The sequence below is a fragment of the Collinsella tanakaei genome (assembly GCF_016902615.1).
GTDB classification, from domain to species: domain Bacteria; phylum Actinomycetota; class Coriobacteriia; order Coriobacteriales; family Coriobacteriaceae; genus Collinsella; species Collinsella tanakaei_A.
The window spans coordinates 129904-153571 of record NZ_JACJMB010000002.1; the positions used below are offsets into that span (position 1 = coordinate 129904).

General features: G+C 64.8%; 18 protein-coding genes and 1 riboswitch. Of the genes, 6 read left to right on the forward strand and 12 right to left on the reverse strand.

All coding sequences use genetic code 11. The features are described from left to right. Positions 1-130 precede the first annotated feature (130 nt). Positions 131-1135: a TIGR00341 family protein gene (locus H6A21_RS01420; RefSeq protein ID WP_204559808.1), complete on the forward strand. Its 1005-nt coding sequence runs from the start codon at positions 131-133 to the stop codon at positions 1133-1135. Positions 1136-1530: 395 nt separating this feature from the next. Continuing rightward, entirely contained in the window at positions 1531-2121 is a 591-nt protein-coding gene (locus H6A21_RS01425; RefSeq protein WP_204559809.1) for an HdeD family acid-resistance protein, read from the forward strand. Positions 2122-2238: 117 nt separating this feature from the next. Here H6A21_RS01425 and H6A21_RS01430 read toward each other — a convergent pair whose 3' ends face one another. The 4 genes from H6A21_RS01430 to H6A21_RS01445 form a co-directional block, all read right to left on the reverse strand. Continuing rightward, complete coding sequence (locus tag H6A21_RS01430; RefSeq protein WP_204559810.1) at positions 2239-2982, reverse strand: LytR/AlgR family response regulator transcription factor; 744 nt, start codon at positions 2980-2982, stop codon at positions 2239-2241. Between the two features lie 355 nt (positions 2983-3337). Then, positions 3338-4750, reverse strand: coding sequence for a glycoside hydrolase family 32 protein (locus H6A21_RS01435; RefSeq protein WP_204559811.1), 1413 nt, complete (start codon positions 4748-4750; stop codon positions 3338-3340). Between the two features lie 84 nt (positions 4751-4834). Then, a complete protein-coding gene (locus H6A21_RS01440) occupies positions 4835-6244 on the reverse strand; it encodes a PTS transporter subunit EIIC (protein ID WP_204559812.1) in 1410 nt (469 codons plus the stop codon). Positions 6245-6418: 174 nt separating this feature from the next. Continuing rightward, entirely contained in the window at positions 6419-7402 is a 984-nt protein-coding gene (locus tag H6A21_RS01445) for a LacI family DNA-binding transcriptional regulator (protein WP_204559813.1), read from the reverse strand. Positions 7403-7520: 118 nt separating this feature from the next. Here H6A21_RS01445 and H6A21_RS01450 point away from each other — a divergent pair, with 118 nt between their 5' ends. After that, complete coding sequence (locus H6A21_RS01450; protein ID WP_204559814.1) at positions 7521-10028, forward strand: excinuclease ABC subunit UvrA; 2508 nt, start codon at positions 7521-7523, stop codon at positions 10026-10028. A 162-nt stretch (positions 10029-10190) separates the two neighbouring features. Here H6A21_RS01450 and H6A21_RS01455 read toward each other — a convergent pair whose 3' ends face one another. Continuing rightward, positions 10191-11309: a hypothetical protein gene (locus H6A21_RS01455; RefSeq protein WP_204559815.1), complete on the reverse strand. Its 1119-nt coding sequence runs from the start codon at positions 11307-11309 to the stop codon at positions 10191-10193. Positions 11310-11564: 255 nt separating this feature from the next. Further along, positions 11565-11631, forward strand: a riboswitch (guanidine-III (ykkC-III) riboswitch). 21 nt (positions 11632-11652) lie between these two features. On the opposite strand from H6A21_RS01455, the gene H6A21_RS01460 reads away from it, so the two are divergent. Together H6A21_RS01460 and H6A21_RS01465 are read left to right on the forward strand one after the other, a co-directional pair. Beyond that, the gene (locus tag H6A21_RS01460) at positions 11653-11976 is read left to right on the forward strand and encodes a DMT family transporter (RefSeq protein WP_204559816.1); all 324 of its coding nucleotides are present in this window, start codon (positions 11653-11655) and stop codon (positions 11974-11976) included. Between the two features lie 819 nt (positions 11977-12795). Continuing rightward, positions 12796-15936, forward strand: coding sequence for a vitamin B12-dependent ribonucleotide reductase (locus H6A21_RS01465; protein ID WP_275052427.1), 3141 nt, complete (start codon positions 12796-12798; stop codon positions 15934-15936). 241 nt (positions 15937-16177) lie between these two features. Here the strand turns inward: H6A21_RS01465 and H6A21_RS01470 are convergent, their stop codons facing one another. The 3 genes from H6A21_RS01470 to H6A21_RS01480 form a co-directional block, all read right to left on the reverse strand. Then, positions 16178-16828, reverse strand: coding sequence for an MBL fold metallo-hydrolase (locus H6A21_RS01470; RefSeq protein ID WP_204559818.1), 651 nt, complete (start codon positions 16826-16828; stop codon positions 16178-16180). A gap of 235 nt (positions 16829-17063) precedes the next feature. After that, the gene (locus tag H6A21_RS11195) at positions 17064-17741 is read right to left on the reverse strand and encodes an SdpI family protein (RefSeq protein ID WP_204559819.1); all 678 of its coding nucleotides are present in this window, start codon (positions 17739-17741) and stop codon (positions 17064-17066) included. Between the two features lies 1 nt (position 17742). Continuing rightward, positions 17743-18009 carry an autorepressor SdpR family transcription factor gene (locus H6A21_RS01480; RefSeq protein ID WP_204559820.1) on the reverse strand — a complete coding sequence of 89 codons (267 nt, stop codon included), beginning with the start codon at positions 18007-18009 and terminating at the stop codon, positions 17743-17745. 175 nt (positions 18010-18184) lie between these two features. On the opposite strand from H6A21_RS01480, the gene H6A21_RS01485 reads away from it, so the two are divergent. Further along, positions 18185-19336 carry an aldo/keto reductase gene (locus H6A21_RS01485; RefSeq protein WP_204559821.1) on the forward strand — a complete coding sequence of 384 codons (1152 nt, stop codon included), beginning with the start codon at positions 18185-18187 and terminating at the stop codon, positions 19334-19336. 90 nt (positions 19337-19426) lie between these two features. Here H6A21_RS01485 and H6A21_RS01490 read toward each other — a convergent pair whose 3' ends face one another. The 4 genes from H6A21_RS01490 to H6A21_RS01505 form a co-directional block, all read right to left on the reverse strand. Beyond that, positions 19427-19948, reverse strand: coding sequence for a nitroreductase (locus tag H6A21_RS01490; RefSeq protein WP_204559822.1), 522 nt, complete (start codon positions 19946-19948; stop codon positions 19427-19429). Positions 19949-20098: 150 nt separating this feature from the next. Next, positions 20099-21877: a molecular chaperone DnaK gene (gene dnaK, locus H6A21_RS01495; protein ID WP_204559823.1), complete on the reverse strand. Its 1779-nt coding sequence runs from the start codon at positions 21875-21877 to the stop codon at positions 20099-20101. A 45-nt stretch (positions 21878-21922) separates the two neighbouring features. Beyond that, complete coding sequence (locus H6A21_RS01500; RefSeq protein WP_204559824.1) at positions 21923-22702, reverse strand: DnaJ domain-containing protein; 780 nt, start codon at positions 22700-22702, stop codon at positions 21923-21925. A gap of 105 nt (positions 22703-22807) precedes the next feature. Beyond that, positions 22808-23635: a DUF5685 family protein gene (locus tag H6A21_RS01505; protein ID WP_204559825.1), complete on the reverse strand. Its 828-nt coding sequence runs from the start codon at positions 23633-23635 to the stop codon at positions 22808-22810. Positions 23636-23668: the final 33 nt, after the last annotated feature.

Sequence of the window (23668 nt, forward strand, 5' to 3'; positions counted from 1 at the left end):
TGCACGCAACGATGTTTGGTTACTATCGAGGTGAAGCGATCGGGCGCGGTGCCGGGTTGCCGCCGGCACCGTCGGAGAAGCCGCGGGCGCGGCTGTCGGCATCGAGCGGATGGCGAGTGGAGGCGGATCTATGAACAGGGTATCTGAGGTGCTGTTGGGCGGCCCGCTCGATGAGGCGGTGCTTGTCGATGCCGAGCGCTCGACGCTCATGCTGGTCGATAGGCCGCTTCGGCAGTACTCGTCGTTCGCGCTGCGTCTGCTTGCGGCGACAGTTGTGGCGACAGCGGGCGTGGCGGCCGATTCCGCGACGACGATCATCGGCGCCATGCTCATCGCGCCGCTGATGTCGCCCATGCTCGGCACCGCGCTCGCGACGGCGCTCGGGCGTCCGCGCGAGGCGTTCCGCACCCTTGTCATCACGGTGCTCGGCATGGTGCTCGTGGTGGGCGTGTCCGCCCTCGTGACGGCAATTATCCCCGTGGCTGCCAACATGGAGACGAATTCCCAGGTGCTTGCACGCGTCTCGCCGCGCCTGGTCGACCTGATCATCGCGCTCGCTTCGGGTTTCATGGCGGCGCTCGCCTCCATGCGCAGCGATATTCCCGACGCGGTTCCCGGCGTGGCGATCGCCGCCTCCATCGTACCGCCGCTGTGCGTGGTGGGCGCCGCCCTGTACGAGCGGGCGTTCGAGCAGGCGCTCGGTGCCCTCGTGCTGTTTTTGGCGAACTACGTGGCCATCCAGGTGATGGGCGGCGCGGTGTACCTGCTCATGGGGCTCGGTGCCAAGCGCTATTCCGTGGTGAGCGATAAGGCGCGCAAGCTCTGGTACACGCTTGTGGGCATCGGCGCGGTGGTGCTCGTCGCCCTGCTGTTCAACGAGAGCATGGGTGTGGTGCGTGCCTCGATGCAGGAGCGTGCGGCCCAGGATGCGGCCGTGGCGTGGCTCGAGGGGACCGATTACCGGGTGGTGAACCTGACGCTTGACGAGGGCGAGCTCTATCTCCAGATCGCGGGCAGGGGGAAGGAGCCGACGTTGGGTTCGCTTGCGCGCAAGCTGAAGGACAGCGACGTGGGTCTGGTGGGCCTGTCGGTGTCCGTGGTGGACGAACGGCGCATGGCGCTGGGCGAAAGCTAGGGAAGCGCTGGCAAAACCGTTTTGCGCCCGTCACTGCGCGGCGTTCGCCTGCTGGCGCGAAAACAAGCGATCAGCTATCTTGCAGGAGGCTCCGATCAGCACGGTTGGCAGGCCCCTGGCGCAGGGTTTCACGCCCCCGTTTGCGATTGCCTGCACCTCGGGCGCCGATGGGGACGGCAGTACTATACGTGCCCTACGGCTCGTTGCGTGCGCGATGATGTTGTACAGGGAAAGACGTTCAAAACAGCATATCTGCCAATTGTATAGTATGGTGAGCGAGAAAAACGACACCAATTTTGAAACACATTAATAATTTCTTCTCAGCAGGGTAGAACAAGACTACCGACGTGCCGCGCCATCTGGGAGGCGCGGCCTACCTGATAGGAGCGATAGTTATGAACGCGTACGACTCTCATTTCGATTACCGTAGCGATTTCATCGATCAATGGAACAGCCACATCAAGCACGCCCGTATCTGGCTTGCCGTTTTGGGCATTCTGCTCATCGCTGCCGGTGTGGTGACGGCGGTTGCCCCCTATGGCTTCTATGCCTTCGTGCAGGGCTTCGGAGCGGCAGCTCTGGTGATTATTGGTATCTTCCAGATCGTGTCCTACGTGCAGACGCCTGAGTTCTTCCGCAGCGCCGCGCAGATCATCACGGGCATCTTGAACATCCTGCTCGGCATCATGCTGTTTGCGCTGCCTGCCTACCTCACGGCGAGAACGCTGGTGTTTCTGCTCGGGTTCCTGTTCATCGTGACGGGCATCGAGCGCATCACCTATGCGCACCGCATGCACTACTTCGGCCTGCAGCACACCGGTGTGGGCACCGCGACGGGCATCATCAACATCATCTTGGGCCTTGTGTTCGTGCTGATGCCGCTGTTCTCGAGCCTCGTGCTGAGCTATCTGGTCGCAGCGTACCTGGTGGTCGGCGGCGTGACGCTCGTGATCGAGTCCCTCTTCATGAGCCATATCGACAAGTAGTGTCTGAGTAGCCAGTACCTCGGTCCATCCTTCCTCACATGGGAGGCCCGCACGTACGTGCGGGCCTCCCATGCGTTTCGGGAGGCGAAGCGAAGGGTGCGTGCCGTACGAGACGGTTCAGCGGCTATCCTGCGGAAACTGGGCCTGCGCAAGGATGAAGGACTCGTAGCGCAGGCGCGCCTCGCACAGGTTCGCGCGGGAGATGGGTGCGGAGCGCCCGTTGAACAGGATGAACGAGTTGCCGTCGATAGCGCGGACGTGGGTGAAGTTGACGAGCGTGCCGCGGGCGCTCTGGAAAAACGGGCCGAGGTCGGCGAGGGCCTCGCGCAAAGATGAGAAGCTCTTGCGCACGCGGATCTCGTGTCCGCTGGAGAACAACAGGTCGACATAGTGGTTGCGCGACTGGACAAGCGCGATGCCATGCGGCTCCAGCAGTAGTTCAAGGCCCTGGGCGGACAGGCGGATGGGTTCGCTACTTGCTGCGAACAGGCACGTGGGTGCCACGCGATCGAGCGTGTCGATCAGTCGGGTTCGGGAGACCAGTTTGAGAAGATACCCCGCCGCGCTGATCTCGTAGCCCTCGAGCGCGCGCTGCGGCGTGAGGGAGGTGAGGACGATTGCTGAGTCGTCGCTGTGCTCCCGTATGGTCTTCGCACGTTTGATGCCCAGACGGTCTCCGCCCAGCTCGGTATCGAGAATCACCAGATCGAACTGGCGGGCATGCCAAGCGTTGAGAAAGGCCTCGGCAGTGGAGGATGTCTCGACGGACGGCTGCGTGCTCTGGTTGGCTCTCCAGCGCGTGCAGATGTGGCGCAGGTTGGCACATTCCGCCTGTGAGGTATCGACAATCGCTATGCGCATGGCGGTAACGCCCCGTTCGCCTTCCGACCCATCATACAGCTCATCACCGCACCGGGGTGCCGGTGTCCGATTCAAGAAATGATTGAGATGGGATTGAGGCCATGACACCGAGTCGCTATCCCGAAATGGCGTCTCATCGGGCTACCGTTCTGTAACGCCGCAGGTAAACGGGTGTGTTCGAACGCATGCATAACTCCGCACGGTCTTTGTCTCTAGATACAGTGTGGCAAAAGAAAAGTGGAGCGATGCGGCCATCTGATGCCAGCATCCGTCTGTTCACGCAGGCGCGATACAAGAGCGCCCCTCACGGCGCCGTGGGGCGCGTGAGAGGCGCAAGGAAGCGTTTGAGCATTCGCTATGCGTATGTGCCGCGCATGCCGTCGCCCATGCGCCAAGCGCGCGCGGAGGGCGTCGACCCGACTAGGCGGACGATGCAGGTGTCGGCGCAGGGGAACCAGCGCGTGGCGAAGACGATGCGGCCGCCGTTCGCGAAGACTTCAACTGCCGAGCTGTCGACAAGTACGCGCACGTCGGACAGATTCTCGACGGCGCAGGAGCGCTCTGTGCGACCGGCGCCTATGCTGGCCGTGCCGCGTGCGGTAAAGCGCAGGGTGAGGGAGCCGTCTTCAAAGACGATCTCCAGCTCATCGTCGAGCGTGAGGGAGAACGGGTCATCGATGCCCTCGATCACGAGGTCGTGGCGGTGACCGGAAAGCACGCTCGTGTCGTTGGCGACCAAGGCCTCCTCCTGCTCGTGCAGGCCGTCGAGTTCAGGTGCAGGCGCTTGCGCGATCACGCCGTCCGCCTGCCGCGTGAGCACGCGCGGCACGGTCAGGCAGTGGCACCACGACAGGTTGTCTGGCGCGCTCTCATACGGGGCCTCGGGCATGCCCATCCAGCCGATGAGGAGGGTGCGACCCTGCTCGTCGGTAAAGGTCTGGGGGGCGTAGAAGTCGAAGCCGTGGTCCCACAGGCGGAAGCTCTCGGCGGGGATCGCCTGGTCGAAGGTGGAAAGGTCCGCGCCCTCGGGCAGCGGGAAGTATCCGGCGACATCGCGCATGCCGGAGGCCCACGGGAAGGCGGCCATGCCCTGGGGGCAGCAGGAGAGGTAGACGTGTCCGTCGAGCTCGATGCGGTCGGGGCATTCCCACATGAAGCCAAACGGTGCGCACGGGTAGATCTCGCGTACGACGGTCCAGGCGATGCCGTCGGCAGAGCTCAATACGAGAACCATGCCGCAGTCGTCGACGTCGCGCGCGCCGAGCAGCATCCACCAGGTGCCGTCCGCATCGACCCACACCTTGGGGTCGCGCACGTGGAGTGTGCAGTTCGCAGGGTAGTCCTCGTTGCGCAGCAGGACGCGCTTCTCGCCGAGCTCGAAGCCGTCGGGACTCTCGATCAGCAGCTGCGCGGCGCGCCGGCCCGTATGGATGTAGTCGAAGTCGCCGGGCTCCTTGACGTTGCCGGTGTAGTAGAAGCGCAGGTGCTCGTCGGCGCCGGTGCCCACGCGCACGGCGCAGCCGGAGTAGGAGCCCTGTGCCTCGTCGGGCGTGTCGGGGCGGATGGCCATGCCGTGGTGCTCCCAGTGGATGAGGTCGCGGCTCGTGGCGTGGCCCCAGCCGCGCGGGGCGCCGGGTGCAGGCCAGTCGGGGCTGTACTGATGAAAGACGTGGTAGATGCCGTGGAACTGGCAGAGGCCGTTGGGGTCGTTCAGCCATCCGGTGGGCGGCATGATATGGAAGCCCATGCGCCAGCAATCGGTAGTCATGGGGGTGCTCCTTTATGGGAAGGGGAGGCATCCGGGAGGGATGCCTCCCCGAAGGGGTGGGCAGAAAGGGGTGGTGCTGCGCGGTTACGCCACGTCGACCGTGCCGTCGGGATCTTTGTAGAGCATGAAGGAGATGACGAAGCTCACGATGCCGGCGATGGCGAACATGATGATGTACTGGATGGGCTGGTTCAGGCACAGCAGGATGCCGAAGATGCCCGTGACGCCCGTGCCCGCGGCAGCGAGGCCCACGATGGAGGCGAACATGGCTCCCAGGCCGCCGCCGATGCACCCGGCGATGAAGGGCTTGACGAAGCGCAGGTTGACGCCGAAGATGGCGGGCTCGGTGATGCCCATGAAGGCGGAAAGCGACGAGGGCAGGGCAAGCGAGCGGATCTTCACGTCATGCGACTTGAGGGCGACGGCGAGGGCGGCGCCGGCCTGGCCGATGTTGGCGGCGCTGGCGAGCGGCAGCCAGTAGGTCACGCCGTAGCTCGCGAGCTGGCCGAGGTCGATGGTGGTGTACATCTGGTGAATGCCGGTGACGACGGTCGGCGCGTACAGGGCGCCCATGATGAGCGAACCGATGCCCGCGGGCAGGGTGAGCAGGAACTGGATGGCGCCGAGGATGGCGTTTTCCGCCCACACGAAGACGGGGCCGACGGCGAGCATGACGATGTAGGCGGTCGCGGCGACGGAGACGAGCGGGGTCACGAACAGGTCGAAGGCCTCGGGCACGATCTTGTGGAGGCGCTTCTCGATGAAGGCGAGGATGCCCGCGGCGATGACGATGGGGATGACATGGCCCTGGTAGCCGATCCACTCGATGGAGTAGAGACCGGGGATGACCGTGTAGGTCTGCTGGACGCCCTCAGCCGCGACGGTGTTGGCGTTTTGCAGGGCGGGGTTGATGAGCAGCATGCCGATGACCGCGCCCAGGTAGGGGTTGGCGCCGAACGCCTTGGCGGCAGAGAAGCCGATGAGGATCTGCAGGAACGTGAAGGCGGTGTTGGAGACGAGGTTCAGGATCTGGTACCACGCGTTGTTCATGTCGAGCGTGATGAAGCCGTTGGAATCCATGAACGACAGGGCGCTCATGATGCCGAGCAGCAGGCCCGAGGCGACGATGGCCGGGATGATGGGGACGAAGACGTCGCCGAGCAGCTTGATGGCGCGCATGAACGGGTTCTTCTGCTGCTCCGCGGCGGCCTGCTTGGCCTCTGCCTTCGTGGCTGCGGTGATGTTGCCGAGCTTGATGAACTTGTCGTACACCTTGTTGACCGTGCCGGTGCCGTAGATGACCTGCAGCTGACCGGATGCCTGGAAGTTGCCCTTGGCGCCCTCGGCGTTGTCGACCTTCTTCTGATCGATCTTGCTGTTGTCCGCAATGACCAGGCGCAGGCGCGTGGCGCAGTGGGCCGCGGAGATGACGTTTTCCGGACCGCCGATGGCGTCCAGGATCTCCTGGGCGGCTTTGGTGTAATCGAGTGCCATGAATCCTCCTCAACATCGCTTGACGGGATATGAGAATGTTCTCACGTGGAATCGTTCTCACAACGTAGTAATAGCTCATATCACTTCTGTCATGCTATGTGAAATCGATTCCAGTTATAAACGGTAGCTATCAGTCGGCGAACGGTCGCGGCAGAAAGGTTGAACGGGTTTCGGCTAGCGTGTAGAGTCGCGCTCGACGATCTCGTAGCCCATCTTGATCTCACGGGGGACGGTGCCGCTGCCGGTCATAAGACCCAACAGCATCTTCGCCGCTTCGGCGCCCGAGGTCTTGTAGTGGTGATGGACGGTGGTGAGCCGCGGCGTGACGAGCTGGGAGAACTCAGCGTCGCCCACGCCGGTCACCTGCACGTCGTCAGGTACGCGGCGGCCGTGCTCGCGCAGGTAGGTGAGGGCACCGTAGGCGATGGAGTCCGAGGCGCACACGAGCGCATCGGTTTCCGGATGCGCCTCGATGATGCGCTCGGCGCACGCGTAGCCCGCGTCGACGGTAAAGGCGGCAATCGCCTGGGCGTCCCCGGGCACCTCGATACCGTGGTCCGCACAGATCGAAAGGAAGGCCTGGTGGCGCATCTTGCCTGCGGCGACGTCATCTTCGAGCACGCCGATGTAGCCAGGGGCCTTCGCATGCGCGACCGCGATCTCGGCGACATCGCGCATGGCGTCATAGTCGTCCTGATGGACGCAGGGGTAGCCGGGCAGGTTCTGGTCGAGGATCACGATGGGCACGCGCAGGGCCTTGATGGCAGCCAGGTGCTCCGGCGTGAACACCGTTCCGATGAGGATGACGCCGTCGACCTGATGGCGCTCGGTGAACAGGCGCAAGAACCCCACCTCGCGCTCCGCATCGTTATCGGTGTTCGCGAGCAGGATCTGGAAACCCGTATCGTTGAAGACCGACGTGATGCCGGCGACCATGCGCGAGACGGATGCCGAGTTGATCTTGGGGATGATGATTCCCACGACATCGGTCTTGCCGGTGCGCAGGGTTTTCGCCTGACGGGAGGGGACGTAGCCGGTCTGGTCGATGACGCGCTTGATGGTCGCGCGCTTCTCCTGCGAGACGTAGCCGTCGTTCAGGTAGCGCGATACCGTGGCGCGCGACACGCCTGCCATCTGGGCGATCTGGTTGATGTCCATAGTGACCCCTTCCGTTCGCATCGATTGTACTCCAGGGCATGAGAAGGGTTCCATATGCGAAGGGGATGGGAGGGCCTGCCGCGTCGCTATACTGAAAGTCGTGCGAGAGGGGAGCGAGATGGAACCAGTTCGATACGAGCAGCCGACCGCCATCTGCGTGCGCGGGGCGCGCGTCCACAACCTGAAGAACATCGATGTCGATATCCCGCTGGGACAGCTCGTGGGTATCGCGGGCGTGTCGGGCTCAGGCAAAAGCTCGCTAGCGCTGGGCACGCTCTATGCGGAAGGGAGCCGCCGCTACCTGGATGCGCTTTCCACCTACACGCGCCGCCGCATCTCCCAGACCGGGCGCGCCACGGTGGACGAGGTGCTCCACGTGCCCGCGGCGCTCGCCTTGCGGCAGCGCCCCGGCATCCCCGGCGTGCATTCCACGTTCGGCACCTCGACCGAGCTCCTCAACTACCTGCGTCTGCTGTTCTCGCGCGTGGGCAGCCATGTGTGTCCGAACGGGCATCGCGTGCCGCCCAGCATGGACGTGGCGCTCGGCCAGATGACCACCTGCCCGGTCTGCGGCGTGCAGTTCATGGGGCCGGGTGCGGAGGACCTCGCGTTCAACAGCGCAGGCGCGTGCCCCACATGCGGGGGCACGGGTATCGTGCGCACGGTGGATGAGTCAACGCTCGTGCCGGATGAGTCCATTTCCATCGACGACGGGGCGGTGCTGCCCTGGGGCTCGCTCATGTGGGATCTGATGAAGCAGGTCTGCGGCGCCATGGGCGTGCGCACGAACGTGCCGTTTTGCGAGCTGACGCCCGAGGAGCGCGACATCGTGTTCCACGGTCCGGCGGAAAAGAAGCACATCCTCTATAAGTCGAAGAAGGGTGACGACTTCGCGGAGCTCGACTTCACGTATTTCAACGCGGTCTACACGGTGGAAAACGCGCTGTCCAAGGCGAAGGACGAGAAGGGGCTTGCGCGCGTCTCGAAGTTCCTGCGCGAGGAGGTGTGTCCCGACTGCCACGGGACGCGCCTGTCCGAGCGCGCCCGCGGACCCGAGATCTGCGGCAAGACGCTTGCGGACGCCACGGCGATGACGCTTGACGAGCTGGCGGCCTGGGTGCCCACGGTGCCCGGCCTTTGCCCCGAGGACCTGCGTCCCATGGCGGAAAGCATCTGCTCGGAGATGGCCGAACCCGTCTGCCGCCTGCAGCAGCTGGGCTTGGGCTACCTTTCGCTCGACCGCGCGAGCTCGACGCTTTCCACCGGCGAGCGGCAGCGCGTGCAGCTCGCCCGCGCGGTTCGCAACCGCACGTGCGGCGTGCTCTATGTGCTGGACGAGCCGTCGATCGGCCTGCATCCCTCCAACGTGGAGGGCCTGCTCGGCGTGGTGGACGACCTGCTTGCCGATGGCAACTCGGTGGTACTCGTGGACCATGACGTGCGCGTGCTTCGCCAGGCTGACCATCTGATTGAGATCGGTCCGGGCTCGGGTGCCGACGGTGGGCGCGTGATCGCGCAGGGGACGGTTGCAGACATCGAGGCCGCACCCGAGACCAGGATCGGGCCGTTTCTGTCCGGTGCTCGCACGGTCCGCGTCCGCGAGCGCGCGACGGCAGCGGAGGTGTTCGCAGACGGTGCCATCCGGCTCGAGACCGATGCGATCCACACCGTGAAACCCTTGTCGGTCGAGATCCCCCGGGGGCGCCTGACCGCGGTGACCGGCGTTTCGGGGTCTGGCAAGACGACGCTTGTGCTCGAGAGCCTGATCCCGGGTCTCAAGGCGGCCCTCGCGGGCGAGGCGCTGCCCGCGCATGTGCGGGCAGTCGAGGCGGATGGTCTCGCCCGCGCGAACCTGATCGACGCCACGCCCATCGGCGCCAACGTGCGCTCGACCGTGGCGACCTATTCCGGCGTGCTCGACGACCTGCGTCGCGCCTTCGCGAAGCTGCCCGCGGCCAAAGAAGCCGGACTCAAAGCGGGGGCGTTCTCGTACAACACCGGATCGCTGCGCTGCCCCACGTGTGACGGCACGGGCCAGATCTCGCTCGACGTGCAGTTTCTGCCCGACGTGGACATTCCGTGTCCCGACTGCGGTGGGGCGCGCTACGGGTGCGAGGCGTATGCGATCAAGCTCGCCGACGATATATCGCTGCCGGAGCTTCTGTCATACACGGTGGACCAGGCCGCTGAGGTGCTGGCGGAGACGAATCTCCGCAGCGCGAAGGCGAAGCTGCAGGTCCTGCACGATTTGGGCTTGGGGTATCTGACGCTCGGCGAGGCCACGCCGGCGCTTTCGGGCGGCGAGGCGCAGCGCCTGAAGCTCGCGAGCGAGCTCACCCGCAAGCAGGATGACGCACTGTTCGTGTTCGACGAGCCGACGATCGGCCTGCACCCGCTCGATGTTGAGGTGCTGCTCGGCGTGCTCCAGCGCCTGATCGACAACGGGGCGACCGTGGTGGTGATCGAGCACGACCTGGACATGATCGCGAACGCCGACTACGTGATCGACATGGGCCCGGGCGGCGGCGACGCCGGCGGCCGTATCGTGTGCGCGGGCACGCCCGAGGAAGTGGCGGCGTGTGCGGACAGCATCACGGGACGCTACGTGGCCGAGGAGCTCGGCTGATGAAGCGGCAGCGGGGAGCCCGGCCGAAGCCAGGCTCCCCGTTTTGCTTCGCATACCTGCCGCTGAACGTCGTGTTGTTCAGCTCCAGTTTTACTCAATTCGGATCGAGTCAATTGGATCTGACAAAACCTTGGGTGCTGACGAGGGACTTTAACCTCAGCCCTACATCAGCCCCAAGCCCTTGGCGACGATGACGATGAAGTTCTGCACGTTGGCGATGAACGACGTGGCCGAGACACTGCCGCGGTCGAGCAGCTTGTTGGTGACGAACTCCGAGATGTCGACCGTGTAGAAGAACACGGGGCGGATCTGCCCGTCATCGCCATAGGTGTAGGACGGCGTCATGTTGCCGGTGGCGATGGTGTGCAGCATCGTTGCCAGGCAGATGATGGTCGTCGCATCCGTGACCATCTCGCGCATGGCGGTCTGCGCGGCGTAGGCGTCACCGATCACGCCGGGCAGCGGCCCGTCGTCGCGGATGGAGCCGGCGAGTACCAGCGGGACGCCGCGACGAACGCTGCTCGCGATGATGCCGTCGTCCAGATTCTGCTCGCGCACGAACGCCTCGATCGAGCCGGCGCGTCGCACGCGGTTGATCACGTCGAGGTGGTTGTAGTGCCCGTTCGGCTGCGTCTGCTGCGTGTAGATGTCTTGGCCAAGAGCCGTGTGGAGCGTCGCCGCCTCGAGATCGTGGGTGGCAAGGGCGTTGCCGGCCATGATGCCGTCGACAAAGCCGTTTTCGATCAGCACCTGCATGGCGTGGCGCGCGTCGGCGTCGAAGGCGAACGCCGGTCCCAGGACCCACACGATCTTGCCGTGGTCGCGATCGTAGCGCATCCGTTCGTACAGACGGTCGTAGTCGCGCGCGAAGGACGTCTCGCGGCTGCGTCCCTGACGGAAGGCGAACTTGTCGTTCATCCCTTCAGGTGTCTCGTCGCAGGGGTCATCGAAGCAGTCGGCGTGCACGTAGATGCCCTCTTCGGCGTTCTCGGTGCGGCCGAGGACCACCAGGTCGCCTGTGCGCAGGTTGCGGTTCTCCACCGCGTGCAGCACGGGCGCACCCGCCTCGTCACGGGCGACCACGATGCTCGCGTCCATGCGGCCGTGCCGTGCAAGCAGCCAGGCGCCATCGACCTTGATGTACTCGGGAAACACCGAGGTGCTGTGGAAGCCCTGCGGGGCGACGCCGTCCATCTCGACCGGGGCGAGCGTGGCGTCGGGCGCGCTGGTGAAGAGGGCCTGCGAGAAATCGGGTGCACGGTAGATGGGCATATGGAACATGTGGTCTCCCTCGATGGTGGAGTCGGGCGCGCTGGTGCGAGCTTGCGAGCGGAAGCGTACGGGGGTCATTTGGGCGGCGCGCCGTCAGATACGTTTGGTGTTGTCTTTTTCAGCTTAGTTGAACGGGCGGGTTCGCCGCTGAGTGCGTCCCTGCAGATTGCGAGCGTGTTGCGAACAGATTTCCGCCCTCGCGAGCGACGGTGGCGACAGGTTACGGGGCGGCTGCCAACCCACCGCCCCTTTGCTAAGGTTGCCACGATTGCGCGATGTGCGCAGCTCCCTGACGAGGGCAGCCGTACCAGGATCGAAAAGACGGCGCATCGATCAGGGAGGTTGTTATCTCATGAATTGGATTGTGCTGATCGTCTCCGGTTGCATGGAGGCCGTGTGGGCCACGGCTCTCAGCCGCGCGGAGGGTTTCACCAAGTTTGGGCCCACGGTCGTGTTCGTCGTCGGCCTGTTCTTGAGCATGGCGGGGCTCGCCTATGCCATGCGCTCGCTGCCGGCGGGTACCGCCTATGCCGTCTGGGTCGGTATCGGCGCCACACTGACCGTGTGCTACGGGATGTTCACCGGGACCGAGCCGTTCTCCATCGCCAAGGCGATCTTCATCGGCGGCCTCATCGTCTGCATCATCGGCCTAAAGCTGGTGTCCGACAGCCACTGATAGGGCGAGGGGGGTGTGGCGCCTCGTGATCTCATTGGGCTGCCGGCATGACGGCGTGCGCATTGCGAAATGAAATCGAGGCGGCGGTCGCTTGGATGGAAGCGGCCGCCGGCCTTTTGTCTCATGGTTGGCTTTATCGCGGTGGGAGGCAGACAGGTTGCTTTGGGACAGGGCTGATTCCGTCAGTCGTCTTCACTGTGCAATGCTTCGCCATTCATAATGCCTGTGGACCCATATTGCGCCCTCATTCTGTAAAACGTGTACTTCAGATACACGAAATGCTGAAAATCGTGTATTCGAAGTACACGAAATGCAGATTCAGTCGGTCTCTGGCGAGATGTGCGCCAAAGGTCTTCAGGATGTGGGCGATTTTTTTGGCGATGAGGTCACGCATGGGCGCCGTTCGGCTGCGACGCCGCGATCCGTCACGGCGGTGGGGAACTCGTCTTCGCTATCTCGATACAGGTTCGGCGGATAGCAAAGCCTCCGCTCATGGACATCTCAGGCGGCTCTCCGATCTCATTCGCCTCGCTGTGAAGGGTTAACGAAGATGCAACGCGAGCGCGCGGCTCGTCCCGTCGCCATTCAATATGCTGTGGTCGGATGAGCTGCGCTTCGTTGCATCGTCACAGCTTTTCATGAAGTCGAAACACAATATATAGTGATACCGTTCACAGAACAAGACAAGATATTGATTAACTTTCAAGTACAACTTGATAGAATCGATATCGCTGGCTGCTGAGGGCACCCTTGCGCCTTTACGCACGAGGTTTTTGTCCGCGCGAGGGGCGATACTTGAGCAGCCGAGAGAAAGCGAGGTTGCTCATGGCCCAGACGATTGGCGAACTCATCACCCGCAGGTTCACCGCGGCGCTCGACGAACCCGAATATGCGGGCAAGACCGTCTACGACCTGTTCGAGTGGACGACGCGCGATGTCCATCTGACTGATTACAAAACCGGCAAGGTCCTGTGCGATATGCACGACCTGGAATTTCCGGCGCGGTATTCGCAAAACGCCGTCGACATCGTCGCGTCGAAGTACTTCCGCCGTGCCGGCGTGCCCGGATGCGGCCACGAGACCTCGATGCGCCAGGTGGCGCACCGCATGGTCGACTTCTGGGTCGCTGCCCTCATCGACGAGGGCATGGTGGAGGAGGGCGAGCAGACGCAGATTCTCTACGACGAGCTCGTCTACATGATCTTGGACCAGCGCTTCGCCCCGAACTCCCCCCAGTGGTTCAACACCGGCCTCGAGCGTGCCTACGGTATCCACGGCGAGCCGCAGGGCATGTACTACGTGGACCCCGAGACCGGCGAGGTTGTGGAGTCATCCGACCAGTACACGCGTACGCAGGCGAGCGCCTGCTTCATCGTGTCGGTGGAAGACAAGCTGCTCGGCGAGCACTCCATTTCCGATGAGTTCGTGACCGAGACGAAGCTCTTCAAGGGTGGCTCGGGTACGGGCTCGAACTTCTCGGCGCTTCGTGCCGAGGGCGAGAAGCTCTCGGGCGGCGGCGTGTCGAGCGGCGTCATGAGCTTTCTGCGCGGCCTCGACCGCAACGCCGACGCCATCAAGAGCGGAGGCACCACGCGTCGCGCTGCCAAGATGGTGTGCCTGGATATCAACCACCCCGATATCGAGAAGTTCATCACGTGGAAGGCGCGCGAGGAGGGCAAAGCGCTCGCCCTCATGAAGATGGGTTATGACGGCGACATCAACGGCGAGGCCTACGCCACCGTGTCGGGTCAGAACTCCAACAACTCGCTGCGCATCGACAACGAGTTCATGAAGAAGGTCGACAACCTGCAGGACGACCCGGACGCGACCTACCGCCTGCGCGGCCGTGTGGACCCGGCGAAGGACGAGGACGTGTCCGTCGCGCACATCTGGGACGTCTTCAACGAGAGCGCCTGGCGCTGCGCCGACCCCGCGCCGCAGTTCTCCGATACGTTCAACGAGTGGCACACCTGTCCGGCGGGCGAGGACGGCCAGGTCGGCGCGCCCTACAACCGTCTGAACTCCACGAACCCCTGCGGCGAGTACGCCTTCTTGGACGATTCGAGCTGCAACCTGGGCTCCATCAACATCTACCGCTTCTTCGACCCCGCAACGGGCGCGTTCGATGTCGAGGGCTACGAGCACGCCATCGATATCGCGCAGCTCGCGCTCGAGGCGTCCATCGCGTGGGGGCAGTTCCCCACGAAGGACATCGCGCGGCGCACCTACCGTTTCCGCGCCACCGGCCTCGGTATCTCGAACCTCGCGAGCCTCCTCATGGCGAGCGGCATCCCCTACGATTCGCCCGAGGCGCGCGCCCTGGCGGCTGCGATCGTGGGCACGCTCACAGGCCGCAGCTACGCGGTGTCCGCCCTCATGGCCCACAAGGTGGGGGCATTCGATTGCTTCGAGCTCAACCGCCCCTACATGATGCGCGTCATCCGCAACCACGCGCGCGTGGCCGGTGCCCGCGACGATGCCTACGAGAACCTGACGGTGCAGCCGCCCTCGGTCGATCTCGGGCTGCTCGAGCAGGTGGGTGCGCACGACCTCGCCGAGGCGCTCGTCTCGTCGTGGCAGGAGGCCGAGCGCCTCGGCGAGGCGTACGGCTATCGCAACGCGCAGGTGACCGTCATGGCGCCTACGGGCACCATCTCGTTTGCCATGGACTGCGGCGCCACGTCCATCGAGCCGTTCTTCAGCCACATGATCTACAAGAAGCTCTCGGGTGGCGGCTTCATGACGATTGCGAACCCGGTGATCGGCGACGCGCTGCGCCATCTCGGCTATTCCGAGGATGAGGTGGCCGATGTGCTCGCCTACGTCCAGGCGACCGATGAGGCCGGCATGATCGTGGACGGCAAGATCGAGGGCGCCCCGCACCTGCGCGACGAGCACCTGGCGATCTTCGACACCGCGAACACCTGCGGCACGGGCGAGCGCTACATCGATCCGCGCGGCCACGTCCTCATGGTCGCCGCCATGACCCCGCTCATCTCCGGCGCCATCTCCAAGACCGTGAACCTGCCGGGTACGGCCACCGTCCAGGACTTCAAGGACGTGGTCATGCTCGCATGGAAGACGGGCTGCAAGGGCATCACGCTCTATCGCGACGGCTCGAAGAACGCCCAGCCGCTGAACACCTCGCTGGCGGAGGATACGGGTGAGAAGGATCTGGGCGAGCTCTCCTACGCCGCGCTGCTCGACTATGCGCGCGACGCCCAAAAGCAGCTTGCCACGGCGCACCAGCCGGCGCAGCGCCGCCGCATCATGGGTATCCGCAGCGGGCATACCCACTTGGCGCAGATCGACGGCGTGAAGATCTACACGACGGTCAACCGCAACGAGGAGGGTGATATCTCCGAGCTGTTCGTGACGACGGACCGTGAGGGCACGACCATCATGGGCCTGCTCAACTCGCTGTCCAAGACCATCTCGGTGATGCTGCAGTACGGCATCCCTGCCGAGCGCATCTCCAAGATGCTCCGTGGTCAGATGTACGAGCCCTATGGCTTCGTGCAGAGCCACCCGTATATCAAGTACGTGAACTCCATCTCCGACCTGATCTCGAAGGTCATCGACATCGAGTTGGGCGATTTCACGCGCGTGCAGGTGAAGCCCGAGGGCTGGGCCCAGGTGGCGGGCGCGGTGCCGGCACCGGCCGCCGCGGCGCCTGCTGTGGACGATCCGCTGTTCGACGACGAGCCCGCGGTGAGCGAGGCCGAGCGCGAACGTCTGACCGCCGCCAAGCAGGATGAGCTGCTGGAGGAGACCGGCGCCTTCGACAGCGGCGACCGCTACACCGCGGCATTCGTGAACGAGGCGGTGCACGATACCGCCATTCATGGCGAGCGCCTGTACGACGGCAGCATCTGCCCCAATTGCGGCAGCTCCCGCATGGTGCAAAACGGCACATGCAAGGTGTGTATGGACTGCGGCACCACCACGGGCTGCAGCTGATAAGGAGGCCGCTCGGGAGTGCTTGAGCGAGCCTGACGGCGATCGACGCTGATACGTGACGCGGGCGGGTCCCTTGAGCTGGGGCCCGTCCGCGTTCGTTGCGTCTGGGCGGCGTCTTCTCACACAAAAGCAACGAACTTGCCGAACATTTCACTAAGAGGGCCCCTTAGTGAAGCGTTCGGCAAGTTCGTCTTCGTCGCGAGCGGCCGTGCGGCGCTTGATTGCCTGTGCTGTGGCGTCCCTAGAGCTTGAGGACCACCTGGATGTTCGGGTCCACCTCGGCGGCAAAAGCCTCGCCGTCGCCCGGGCTGCCGGCGACGGTGCCGTAGTGGGTGGGGATGGCCACGCGCGGCGCGATGGTGTCGATGAGCGTGGCCGCCTGGTGCGGGTCCATCGTGTACGTGCCGCCGACGGGAACGAGTGCGATATCGCACGCGATCGCCGAGTTATCGGGGTTCTGGTCGGTATCGCCTGCGACGTAGATGCGCGAGCCGTCGACATCGAGCACGTAGCCGACCCATCCGTTTGCCTTCGGGTGGAATCCGAGCCGTTCGGTCTCGACGTTGTAGGCAGGTACGACCTCGACGGTGATCTCGGCGAGCTCGAGGTGGTCTCCCGCGCTCACGAGTCGGTAGGAAAGATCCGCTTTCGGTGCCTCGTCAGTCATTGACGCTGGTGCCACCAGCTGGGTCGTCCCCTTCGCCACGCGGGCGATATCTGCGGGCGAGAAGTGATCGAAGTGCGCATGAGTCACGAGGACGAAGTCGGCGTCATGCGGCTCATCGGCGATGTCGTACGGGTCGAGGTACACGACGGTGCCCGCATCGCTTTGGATGCGGATGGCGCTGTGCGTGAGGACGCGGATGTTGTCGAGATTGAACGTATTCGCCATAGATGCCCCTTTCGCGAAAGCTCGATACGACGGGCGCCGCAGTGCCCTGAGGGATGCCCGGATCGGCGTACTCCCAGCTCTAAATGTACCCATCGCAATCAAGACAGGGGCTCATGGCGGCAAAACGTCTGAAGCCTTTACATGAGGGCGGCGTGGTGTAGGCCATGCAGCCCGCGGGGTGTGTGCTGAGCGTGTCGGGTCCCATACAAGTGGGGCGCTCTGCACGCGGAACCCCTTATGCCTCCAGTTTGCGCCAGGCGAGATAGGAATACGCGCCGGCGAACGCGGTCGCGCCCAGGATCGAGACGAGCATCACCCAGAACGTGATGGTGGGAGCGACGGACGAGAAAAGCGCGGCCACAAGCGTTGCCATACCGGCGATCACGAATGCGGGGCCCGACGCGCGGTGCGTGCGGCGCCAGACCTCCTCGCTTGCCAGCGTCCAGGGCGTACGGATACCGAAGGTGAAGTTCGGCTTGATGCGCGGCAGGTAGTTGCCCAGCCCGATGAACAGCACGCCGAAGAACCCGAAGAGCAGCGTGTTCAGGAGGGTTCCGTTGGTCGAGAGGTATCCCCATACAGTGAGCGGGCCCATCCAGCTGACAGCCATCATGAACAGGGTGATGACGGCCGCGAAGGTGCGGTAGATGCCGGTGAAGCGGTCGAAATTGCGCCGCTTCGGGTCGATGCGCGGGACGATGAACAGCACGATGAGCAGGATTGCTGGCATGACCGCCAGCGCGATGGAGTTTTCCTTGCTGCTCCACTCGTCCACGCCGTCGAGGCCCCAGTGGCTGGGCATCTGATCGGGCATGCTGGGCAGCAGCGCGACATATGCGACGATGTTGGCGATGGCGGCAAGCGCGAGCACTGCCCAGAACACGAGCTCGCCTGTCGAAAGCCTGCGTTTCACGTTATTGCTCCTTGTCCGTCAGGTTGTAGAACCATGCGATAATGCCCTGCAGCACAGTGGTCTCCAAGCTGTACACGATATTGCGACCATGGCGCTCGGAGCTCACGAGCCCCGCCTCGCGTAGCACGTCCAGGTGATGTGAGAGCGTGGCCTTGGTCATGTCGAAGTGCGCGCCGATCTCGCCTGCCGTCAGGTCGCCTTTGCCCAGCAGTTCGAGAATCTTCCTGCGCGTAGGGTCGGAAAGCGCCTTGAATCCATCTCCCGCCATGGTCACCTCTCCTTCAGGGCGAAGTATACCCTAACAATTAGATAGATGTCGAACTATTTTAGATGTCGGATGCGACCGGCGCCAACCGCCTGAGCCGTTGGCCGGAGCTGAGGGCCGGCATCTGGGCGACCTGCTACGCTAGTGCCATCGCTTGCACATCGTCAGGGGAGGGCACATGGAGTATCGCGAACTCGGCCGCACCGGACTTGCGGTCAGCGAGATCGGTTTCGGTGGCGAATGGATGGACGGCACGCCAGAGGAGGCGCGTGCGGTGGTTGAGCGCGCGCATGCGGCCGGCATCAACGTCCTCGACGTATGGATGCCCGATCCGACGCGTCGTTCCAACCTGGGCGACGCCCTACATGACCTGGGCATTCGCGACCAGTGGGTCATCCAGGGGCACCTGGGTTCCACGTGGCGGGATGGCCAGTACGTGCGCACGCGCGACCTCGACCAGGTGAAGCCCGCCTTCGAGGACCTGCTCGCGCGCTTCCACACCGACTACATGGACCTCGGCATGATCCACTACGTGGACAAGGTCGAGGAGTTCGCCCAGATCATGGACGGCCCCTTCATCGAGTACGCGCGCGAGCTGCATGCGGCGGGAAGCATCAGACATATCGGCCTGTCGACGCACAATCCGCAGGTGGCGAAGCTTGCCGCCTCCTGCCCTGAGATCGGGATGATCCTCTTCTCCGTGAACCCGGCCTTCGACATGATGCCCGCCACCGAGAACCTTGACGACCTGTTCGGCGAGGCTGGTGAGCAGAGCGCGACGGACGGCATGACGCCGGAGCGCGCGGAGCTCTACGCGCTGTGCGAGGAGACGGGCACGGGCATCACCGTCATGAAGGGCTACATGGGAGGGCGCCTCTTCGACGCCAAGACCTCGCCGTTCGGTGTGGCGCTCACGCCCGTGCAGTGCCTCCACTACGCGCTGACGCGCCCGGCGGTGGCGAGCGTAATGGTGGGTTTCACGACGCCCGACCATGTGGACGCCGCGGTCGCCTATGAGACCGCAAGCGCGCAGGAGCGCGACTACGCGCTCGTGCTGGCGGGCGCCCCGCGCCATGCGTACGTGGGTCAGTGCACCTACTGCGGCCACTGCGCGCCCTGCCCGCGCGGCATCGACATCGCGAGCGTCAACAAGTTCTTTGACCTCGCGACCATGTACGACGAGGTGCCCGATTCGCTGCGCGAGCACTATCGCGCCCTCGGCGCCACGGCGAAAGACTGCGTGGCCTGCCGGGCGTGCGAGGGCCGCTGCCCGTTCGGTGTGAAGATTGCCGACAAGATGGCGAAGGCGGCGGAGCTGTTCGGCTGCTAGCGCTGCGCTGACCAGGCCATTTGAAATCCAGGCATGATAAGAGCCGCTCCAAGACGGGGCGGCTCTTCGGTTTTGTGGTGTGCAGGTCGCTTAAACGATGCGGTAGACGTAGTCGTCCTTGCGGGGCGCCGCCTCGGGTTCGGGGCCGTCCGCGTAGCCGAGGATGCAGTTGCCGATGCCCTCGTACTCGCTGGCATCGATGCCCAGCTCGGCGAGGATTGCCGCGCCCTCAGGCGTCTCGAACTCCTCCTTGGCGCGGTGGATCCAGCAGCTTCCGAGCCCCAGCTCATGGGCGGCGTTCAGGAGGTTGCCCATCACGAGGCTTCCGTCGTAGACGCGGGTGGGGACGTCCTTGCGGGCGAGCACCACGAGCACGACGGGCGCTCCGTAGAAGGGGTCGTCCTCGGCGTCCATAACCGCTGCGTTAATCTTCGCGAGCCGGTCGCGCACCTCCTTGTTCGTGATGGCGACGATGATGGGGGACTGGCGCCCCATGCCGGTGGGCGCGAAGGTCCCCGCCTCGAGAATCCGGTCGATCAACTCGGCGGGCACGGCGTCGGGCTTGTAGGCGCGGACGCTGCGGCGGGTCTTCAGGGCATCAAGAGTGTTCATAGGCTGCCTCCTTTGGGTTGACGTTCCTGTTGTACCCATAGCAATGGTGACAAATCGACAGGTCTTTGCGGTATGAAAACGCCGAGCGCTGGGGAACTTCCGGCACTCGGCGTACGTGTCGTCTATCGACAAATACGGCGTTGCTGCGCGCTAGTGGTCCTGGTCCTCCGAGGCGACCTCGATCACGTGGGCGCCCACGCGCTCGAGGTCCTCGGTGGCGGCGATGAGCGCCTGGATGTCGTCATCGGCCATCTTGCCGGGGCGCTTGCGCAGGTAACGGGAGACCTGCGCCACGCTTGCCTTGACGCGCTTCTTCTCGTCGCGATCGATGCGCTTGCCGGCGCGCGAGAGCGCCGCCTCGACGGTCGCCACCTGGCGGCGCGCGTTCTCCACGGCACCGGCGTTCTTGGCGCGCACGGCGTCCTCGGCAGCGTACTGCTCGGCGTCGCGGATGGCGGCGTCGATCTCCTCATCGGACATGCGCCCCGAGTCGGTGATGGTGATGGACTGCTCGTTGCCGGTCTTCAGGTCCTTGGCGGACACGGTCAGGATGCCGTTGGCGTCGATGTCGAACGTGACCTCGATCTGCGGCACGCCGGCGAGCGCGCGCTTGATGCCGCCGAGCTTGAACTTGCCGAGCGACTTGTTGTCCTTCGCCATGGGGCGCTCGCCCTGCAGGACGTTGATCTCGACGTTCGTCTGGAAGGCAGAAGCGGTGGTGAAGACCTGCGAGTAGTGCGTGGGCAGCGTCGTGTTGCGGTCGATGACGCGGGTGGCGACGCCGCCGACGGTCTCGATGGCGAGCGACAGGGGCGTGACGTCGAGCAGCAGGATCTCGTTGTACGGCGCGAGGCCCTGGTTGGCGGTCTCGAGTGTGTTCGCCTGGATGGCCGCGCCGAGCGCCACGCACTCGTCGGGGTTGATGGAGTTCGACGGCTCGCGGCCGGTAAGGGAGCGGACGTGCTCGACGACGGCGGGCATGCGCGTCGAGCCGCCGACGAGTAGCACACAGCCGAGCTCCGAGGCGGCGATGCCGGCGTCGTCGAGGGCACGGATGACGGGCGCGCTCGTGCGCTCGATCAGATCGTGCGTCATGCGCTCGAACTCCGAGCGGGTCACCGTGACGTTCATGTGCAGCGGAGCGTTGCCGCTCTGCATGAGAAACGGCAGGTTGACCGTCGTGCTCTGCGCGCTGGAGAGCTCGCACTTGGCCTGGCGGGCCGCCTCGCGCACGCGCTGGAGCGCCGAGGCGTCGCGGCGCACGTCGACATGGTTCTCCTGCTCGAAGACCTGTATCAGATGGTCCACGAGGCGCTCGTCGAAGTCGTCGCCGCCCAGGTGGTTGTCGCCCGAGGTCGCGAGCACCTCGATCACGCCCTCGCCGATCTCGATGATCGACACGTCGAACGTGCCGCCGCCCAAGTCGTAGACCATGACCTTCTGGGGCGTGCCGTTGTCGAGGCCGTAGGCGAGTGCGGCGCTCGTGGGCTCGTTGATGATGCGCAGGACGTCGAGTCCGGCGATGCGCCCGGCGTCCTTGGTCGCCTGTCGCTGCGTGTCGTTGAAGTAGGCGGGCACGGTGATGACGGCTTTATCCACCGCCTGGCCCAGATAGGCCTCGGCGTCCTTCTTCATCTGGCGCAAGATCATGGCCGAGAGCTCCTGGGGCGAGAAGGTCTTGCCGTCCGCGCTCGCGCGCCAGTCGGTACCCATGTGGCGCTTGACCGACGAGAACGTCTGGTCGGGAGCGATTGCCTGGCGGCGGAGGGCCGGCGTGCCCACGAGGCGCTCGCCGTCGTTGGTGAACGAGATGACGCTCGGCGTCGTGCGCTCACCGAGCGCATTGGGGATGACGGTGGGGCGGCCGCCTTCGACGGTCGCGACGCAGCTGTTGGTGGTTCCGAGGTCGATGCCGATGGTTGCTGCCATGTTCGATGCTCCTTTGTCGATGGTGCGGGGTGCGCCTTGTGCTGCCTACCAGTAGAACGGCATGCAGAACATGCGGCACAGCGTCGGGCCGCAGAACCACATGCTGCAGCACAGAAGCTGCGAGGTGGCGCGTGACATGGTGAAGCCGTGCGCCTCGCCCGCCTGCTGGTAGGCGGTGCCCGTCTGGCTGAGCGTCGTCAGGACGCGCCGGTAGGTGGGGTTGTTCGGATCGAGTTCGCAGGCGCGCTTGATGCTCTCCAGGGCGGCGACGCGCTCGCCGGCCCCCACATGGGCGCAAGCGCTCACGTAGTACCAGCGGGCGTCGCGGTCGGCGCTGACGGTTCTCCGCAGCGTCTCGAGCGCCGCGCGGGAGTTGCCCGAACGGATCTGGCCGATGGCCTCGCGCACGGTTGCCGTGTCGGTGGGGGAGGCCACGGGCGCCTCCACCGTGCCCGTCGGCCCCGCCTGATTCGTCTGGCCGTAGAAGTCGTTGAAGCCGAAGCCGCCCCAGGGGCCCCAGAAGGGGTCGTACGGGCCCTGTCCGCCCGCGCCCCCGTAGGGGTTCTGCGGACCGGCGCCGCCGGCTCCCCCATAGGGGTTGCCTGCGTTGCGGGCCGCCTCGGCGGCGTCGCGGCGCGCGTACTTCTCGGGGTTCATGATGCGGTCGTACGCTTCGTTCACCTCGTTCATGCGGCGCGCGGCATCCGGGTCGTCGGGGTTGAGGTCCGGGTGGTTCTCGCGTGCCTTCTTGCGGTATGCGCGCTTGATCTCGTCGGGACTCGCGTCCTTGCTGACGCCAAGTATCTCGTAGGGGTCTCGTGCCACGTATGGCTGCCTTTCTATAGGAAGAGCGGTCGGTATCGGGCTGACCGAACGCTGGCTATGCGCGCGCCGCAGGGGTCCGCAGCGCAGGTCTCCTCTCGCTTGCGGCTACGCGTCGCCCGACTCGGTTTCGGTGCCGTAGCATCGGTTGTACGGCGTCCAGATGCCCGCGTAGACGACGCTGCGCATAAGGTGCAGGTCGCGCTCGAGCGGAAGGCGCTCGAAGGCATCGGCCGCCGCGCCGGCGACGTTGGCGATGGCATCGCGCGCATGCGCGGGATCGATGCCCGAGGCAATAAAGGGATTGTAGCTTTCCTGCTTGCTGTCGTGCTCGTAATCGCACGCGGCATCCATGAGGTAGATAAGTCCTCCAAGATGCAGGCCGAAGGTGCGCAGCTGCGGGGCCCAGAAATCGTCACGCCAGGCGAAGATCTCGCCGAGGGCCCGGCCGAAGCAGGCCGCAGCCTCGTCGATGCGATCGCTGTCCGCGCGCTCGAGCTCCCCCAGGCGAGCCAGCTCGCGCTCGATGGCGCTGCAGGCGTGCGGCGCACGGAGCCGGGCGGTCTCGTAGGAGCGCTTGAGCGCGGCCATGCCCGCGCGCGCCGAGATGCTGCGGTCGTCGACCCAGTTGTCGAGCAGCTTGTGGTAGGCAAGCGCGACCGAGACGTCCGCGGCGTAATCGGTGCTCGACGATACGCAGTACGCATGCTCCTTCATGGGATGGACGGCGCAGCGCTCGCTGCCGGTATCCTCTGCTGGTTCGTAGAGCGAACCCAGCAGCATGACGAGAAACACCATGTCGTAGCTCAGACCGATCTTGCTGGGCAGGTCGTAGCGCGTGCCGAGGGCGTGGCACAGGCCGCAGTACAGCTGCTGGTACCGTGCCTTCTCGGCCTCGTCGAGCGCCGATTCGTCGGCAACGAGATAGCCGTACATGGGGGTCCTTTCAATCGGGTGCACATGAGGGGC

Bases quoted from the DNA above. Each gene is read 5' to 3' on its own strand.
- H6A21_RS01420 (WP_204559808.1), top strand. From the start codon at position 131: ATGAACAGGGTATCTGAGGTGCTGTTGGGCGGCCCGCTCGATGAGGCG.
- H6A21_RS01425 (WP_204559809.1), top strand. From the start codon at position 1,531: ATGAACGCGTACGACTCTCATTTCGATTACCGTAGCGATTTCATCGAT.
- H6A21_RS01430 (WP_204559810.1), bottom strand. From the start codon at position 2,982: ATGCGCATAGCGATTGTCGATACCTCACAGGCGGAATGTGCCAACCTG.
- H6A21_RS01435 (WP_204559811.1), bottom strand. From the start codon at position 4,750: ATGACTACCGATTGCTGGCGCATGGGCTTCCATATCATGCCGCCCACC.
- H6A21_RS01440 (WP_204559812.1), bottom strand. From the start codon at position 6,244: ATGGCACTCGATTACACCAAAGCCGCCCAGGAGATCCTGGACGCCATC.
- H6A21_RS01445 (WP_204559813.1), bottom strand. From the start codon at position 7,402: ATGGACATCAACCAGATCGCCCAGATGGCAGGCGTGTCGCGCGCCACG.
- H6A21_RS01450 (WP_204559814.1), top strand. From the start codon at position 7,521: ATGGAACCAGTTCGATACGAGCAGCCGACCGCCATCTGCGTGCGCGGG.
- H6A21_RS01455 (WP_204559815.1), bottom strand. From the start codon at position 11,309: ATGTTCCATATGCCCATCTACCGTGCACCCGATTTCTCGCAGGCCCTC.
- H6A21_RS01460 (WP_204559816.1), top strand. From the start codon at position 11,653: ATGAATTGGATTGTGCTGATCGTCTCCGGTTGCATGGAGGCCGTGTGG.
- H6A21_RS01470 (WP_204559818.1), bottom strand. From the start codon at position 16,828: ATGGCGAATACGTTCAATCTCGACAACATCCGCGTCCTCACGCACAGC.
- H6A21_RS01480 (WP_204559820.1), bottom strand. From the start codon at position 18,009: ATGGCGGGAGATGGATTCAAGGCGCTTTCCGACCCTACGCGCAGGAAG.
- H6A21_RS01485 (WP_204559821.1), top strand. From the start codon at position 18,185: ATGGAGTATCGCGAACTCGGCCGCACCGGACTTGCGGTCAGCGAGATC.
- H6A21_RS01490 (WP_204559822.1), bottom strand. From the start codon at position 19,948: ATGAACACTCTTGATGCCCTGAAGACCCGCCGCAGCGTCCGCGCCTAC.
- dnaK (WP_204559823.1), bottom strand. From the start codon at position 21,877: ATGGCAGCAACCATCGGCATCGACCTCGGAACCACCAACAGCTGCGTC.
- H6A21_RS01505 (WP_204559825.1), bottom strand. From the start codon at position 23,635: ATGTACGGCTATCTCGTTGCCGACGAATCGGCGCTCGACGAGGCCGAG.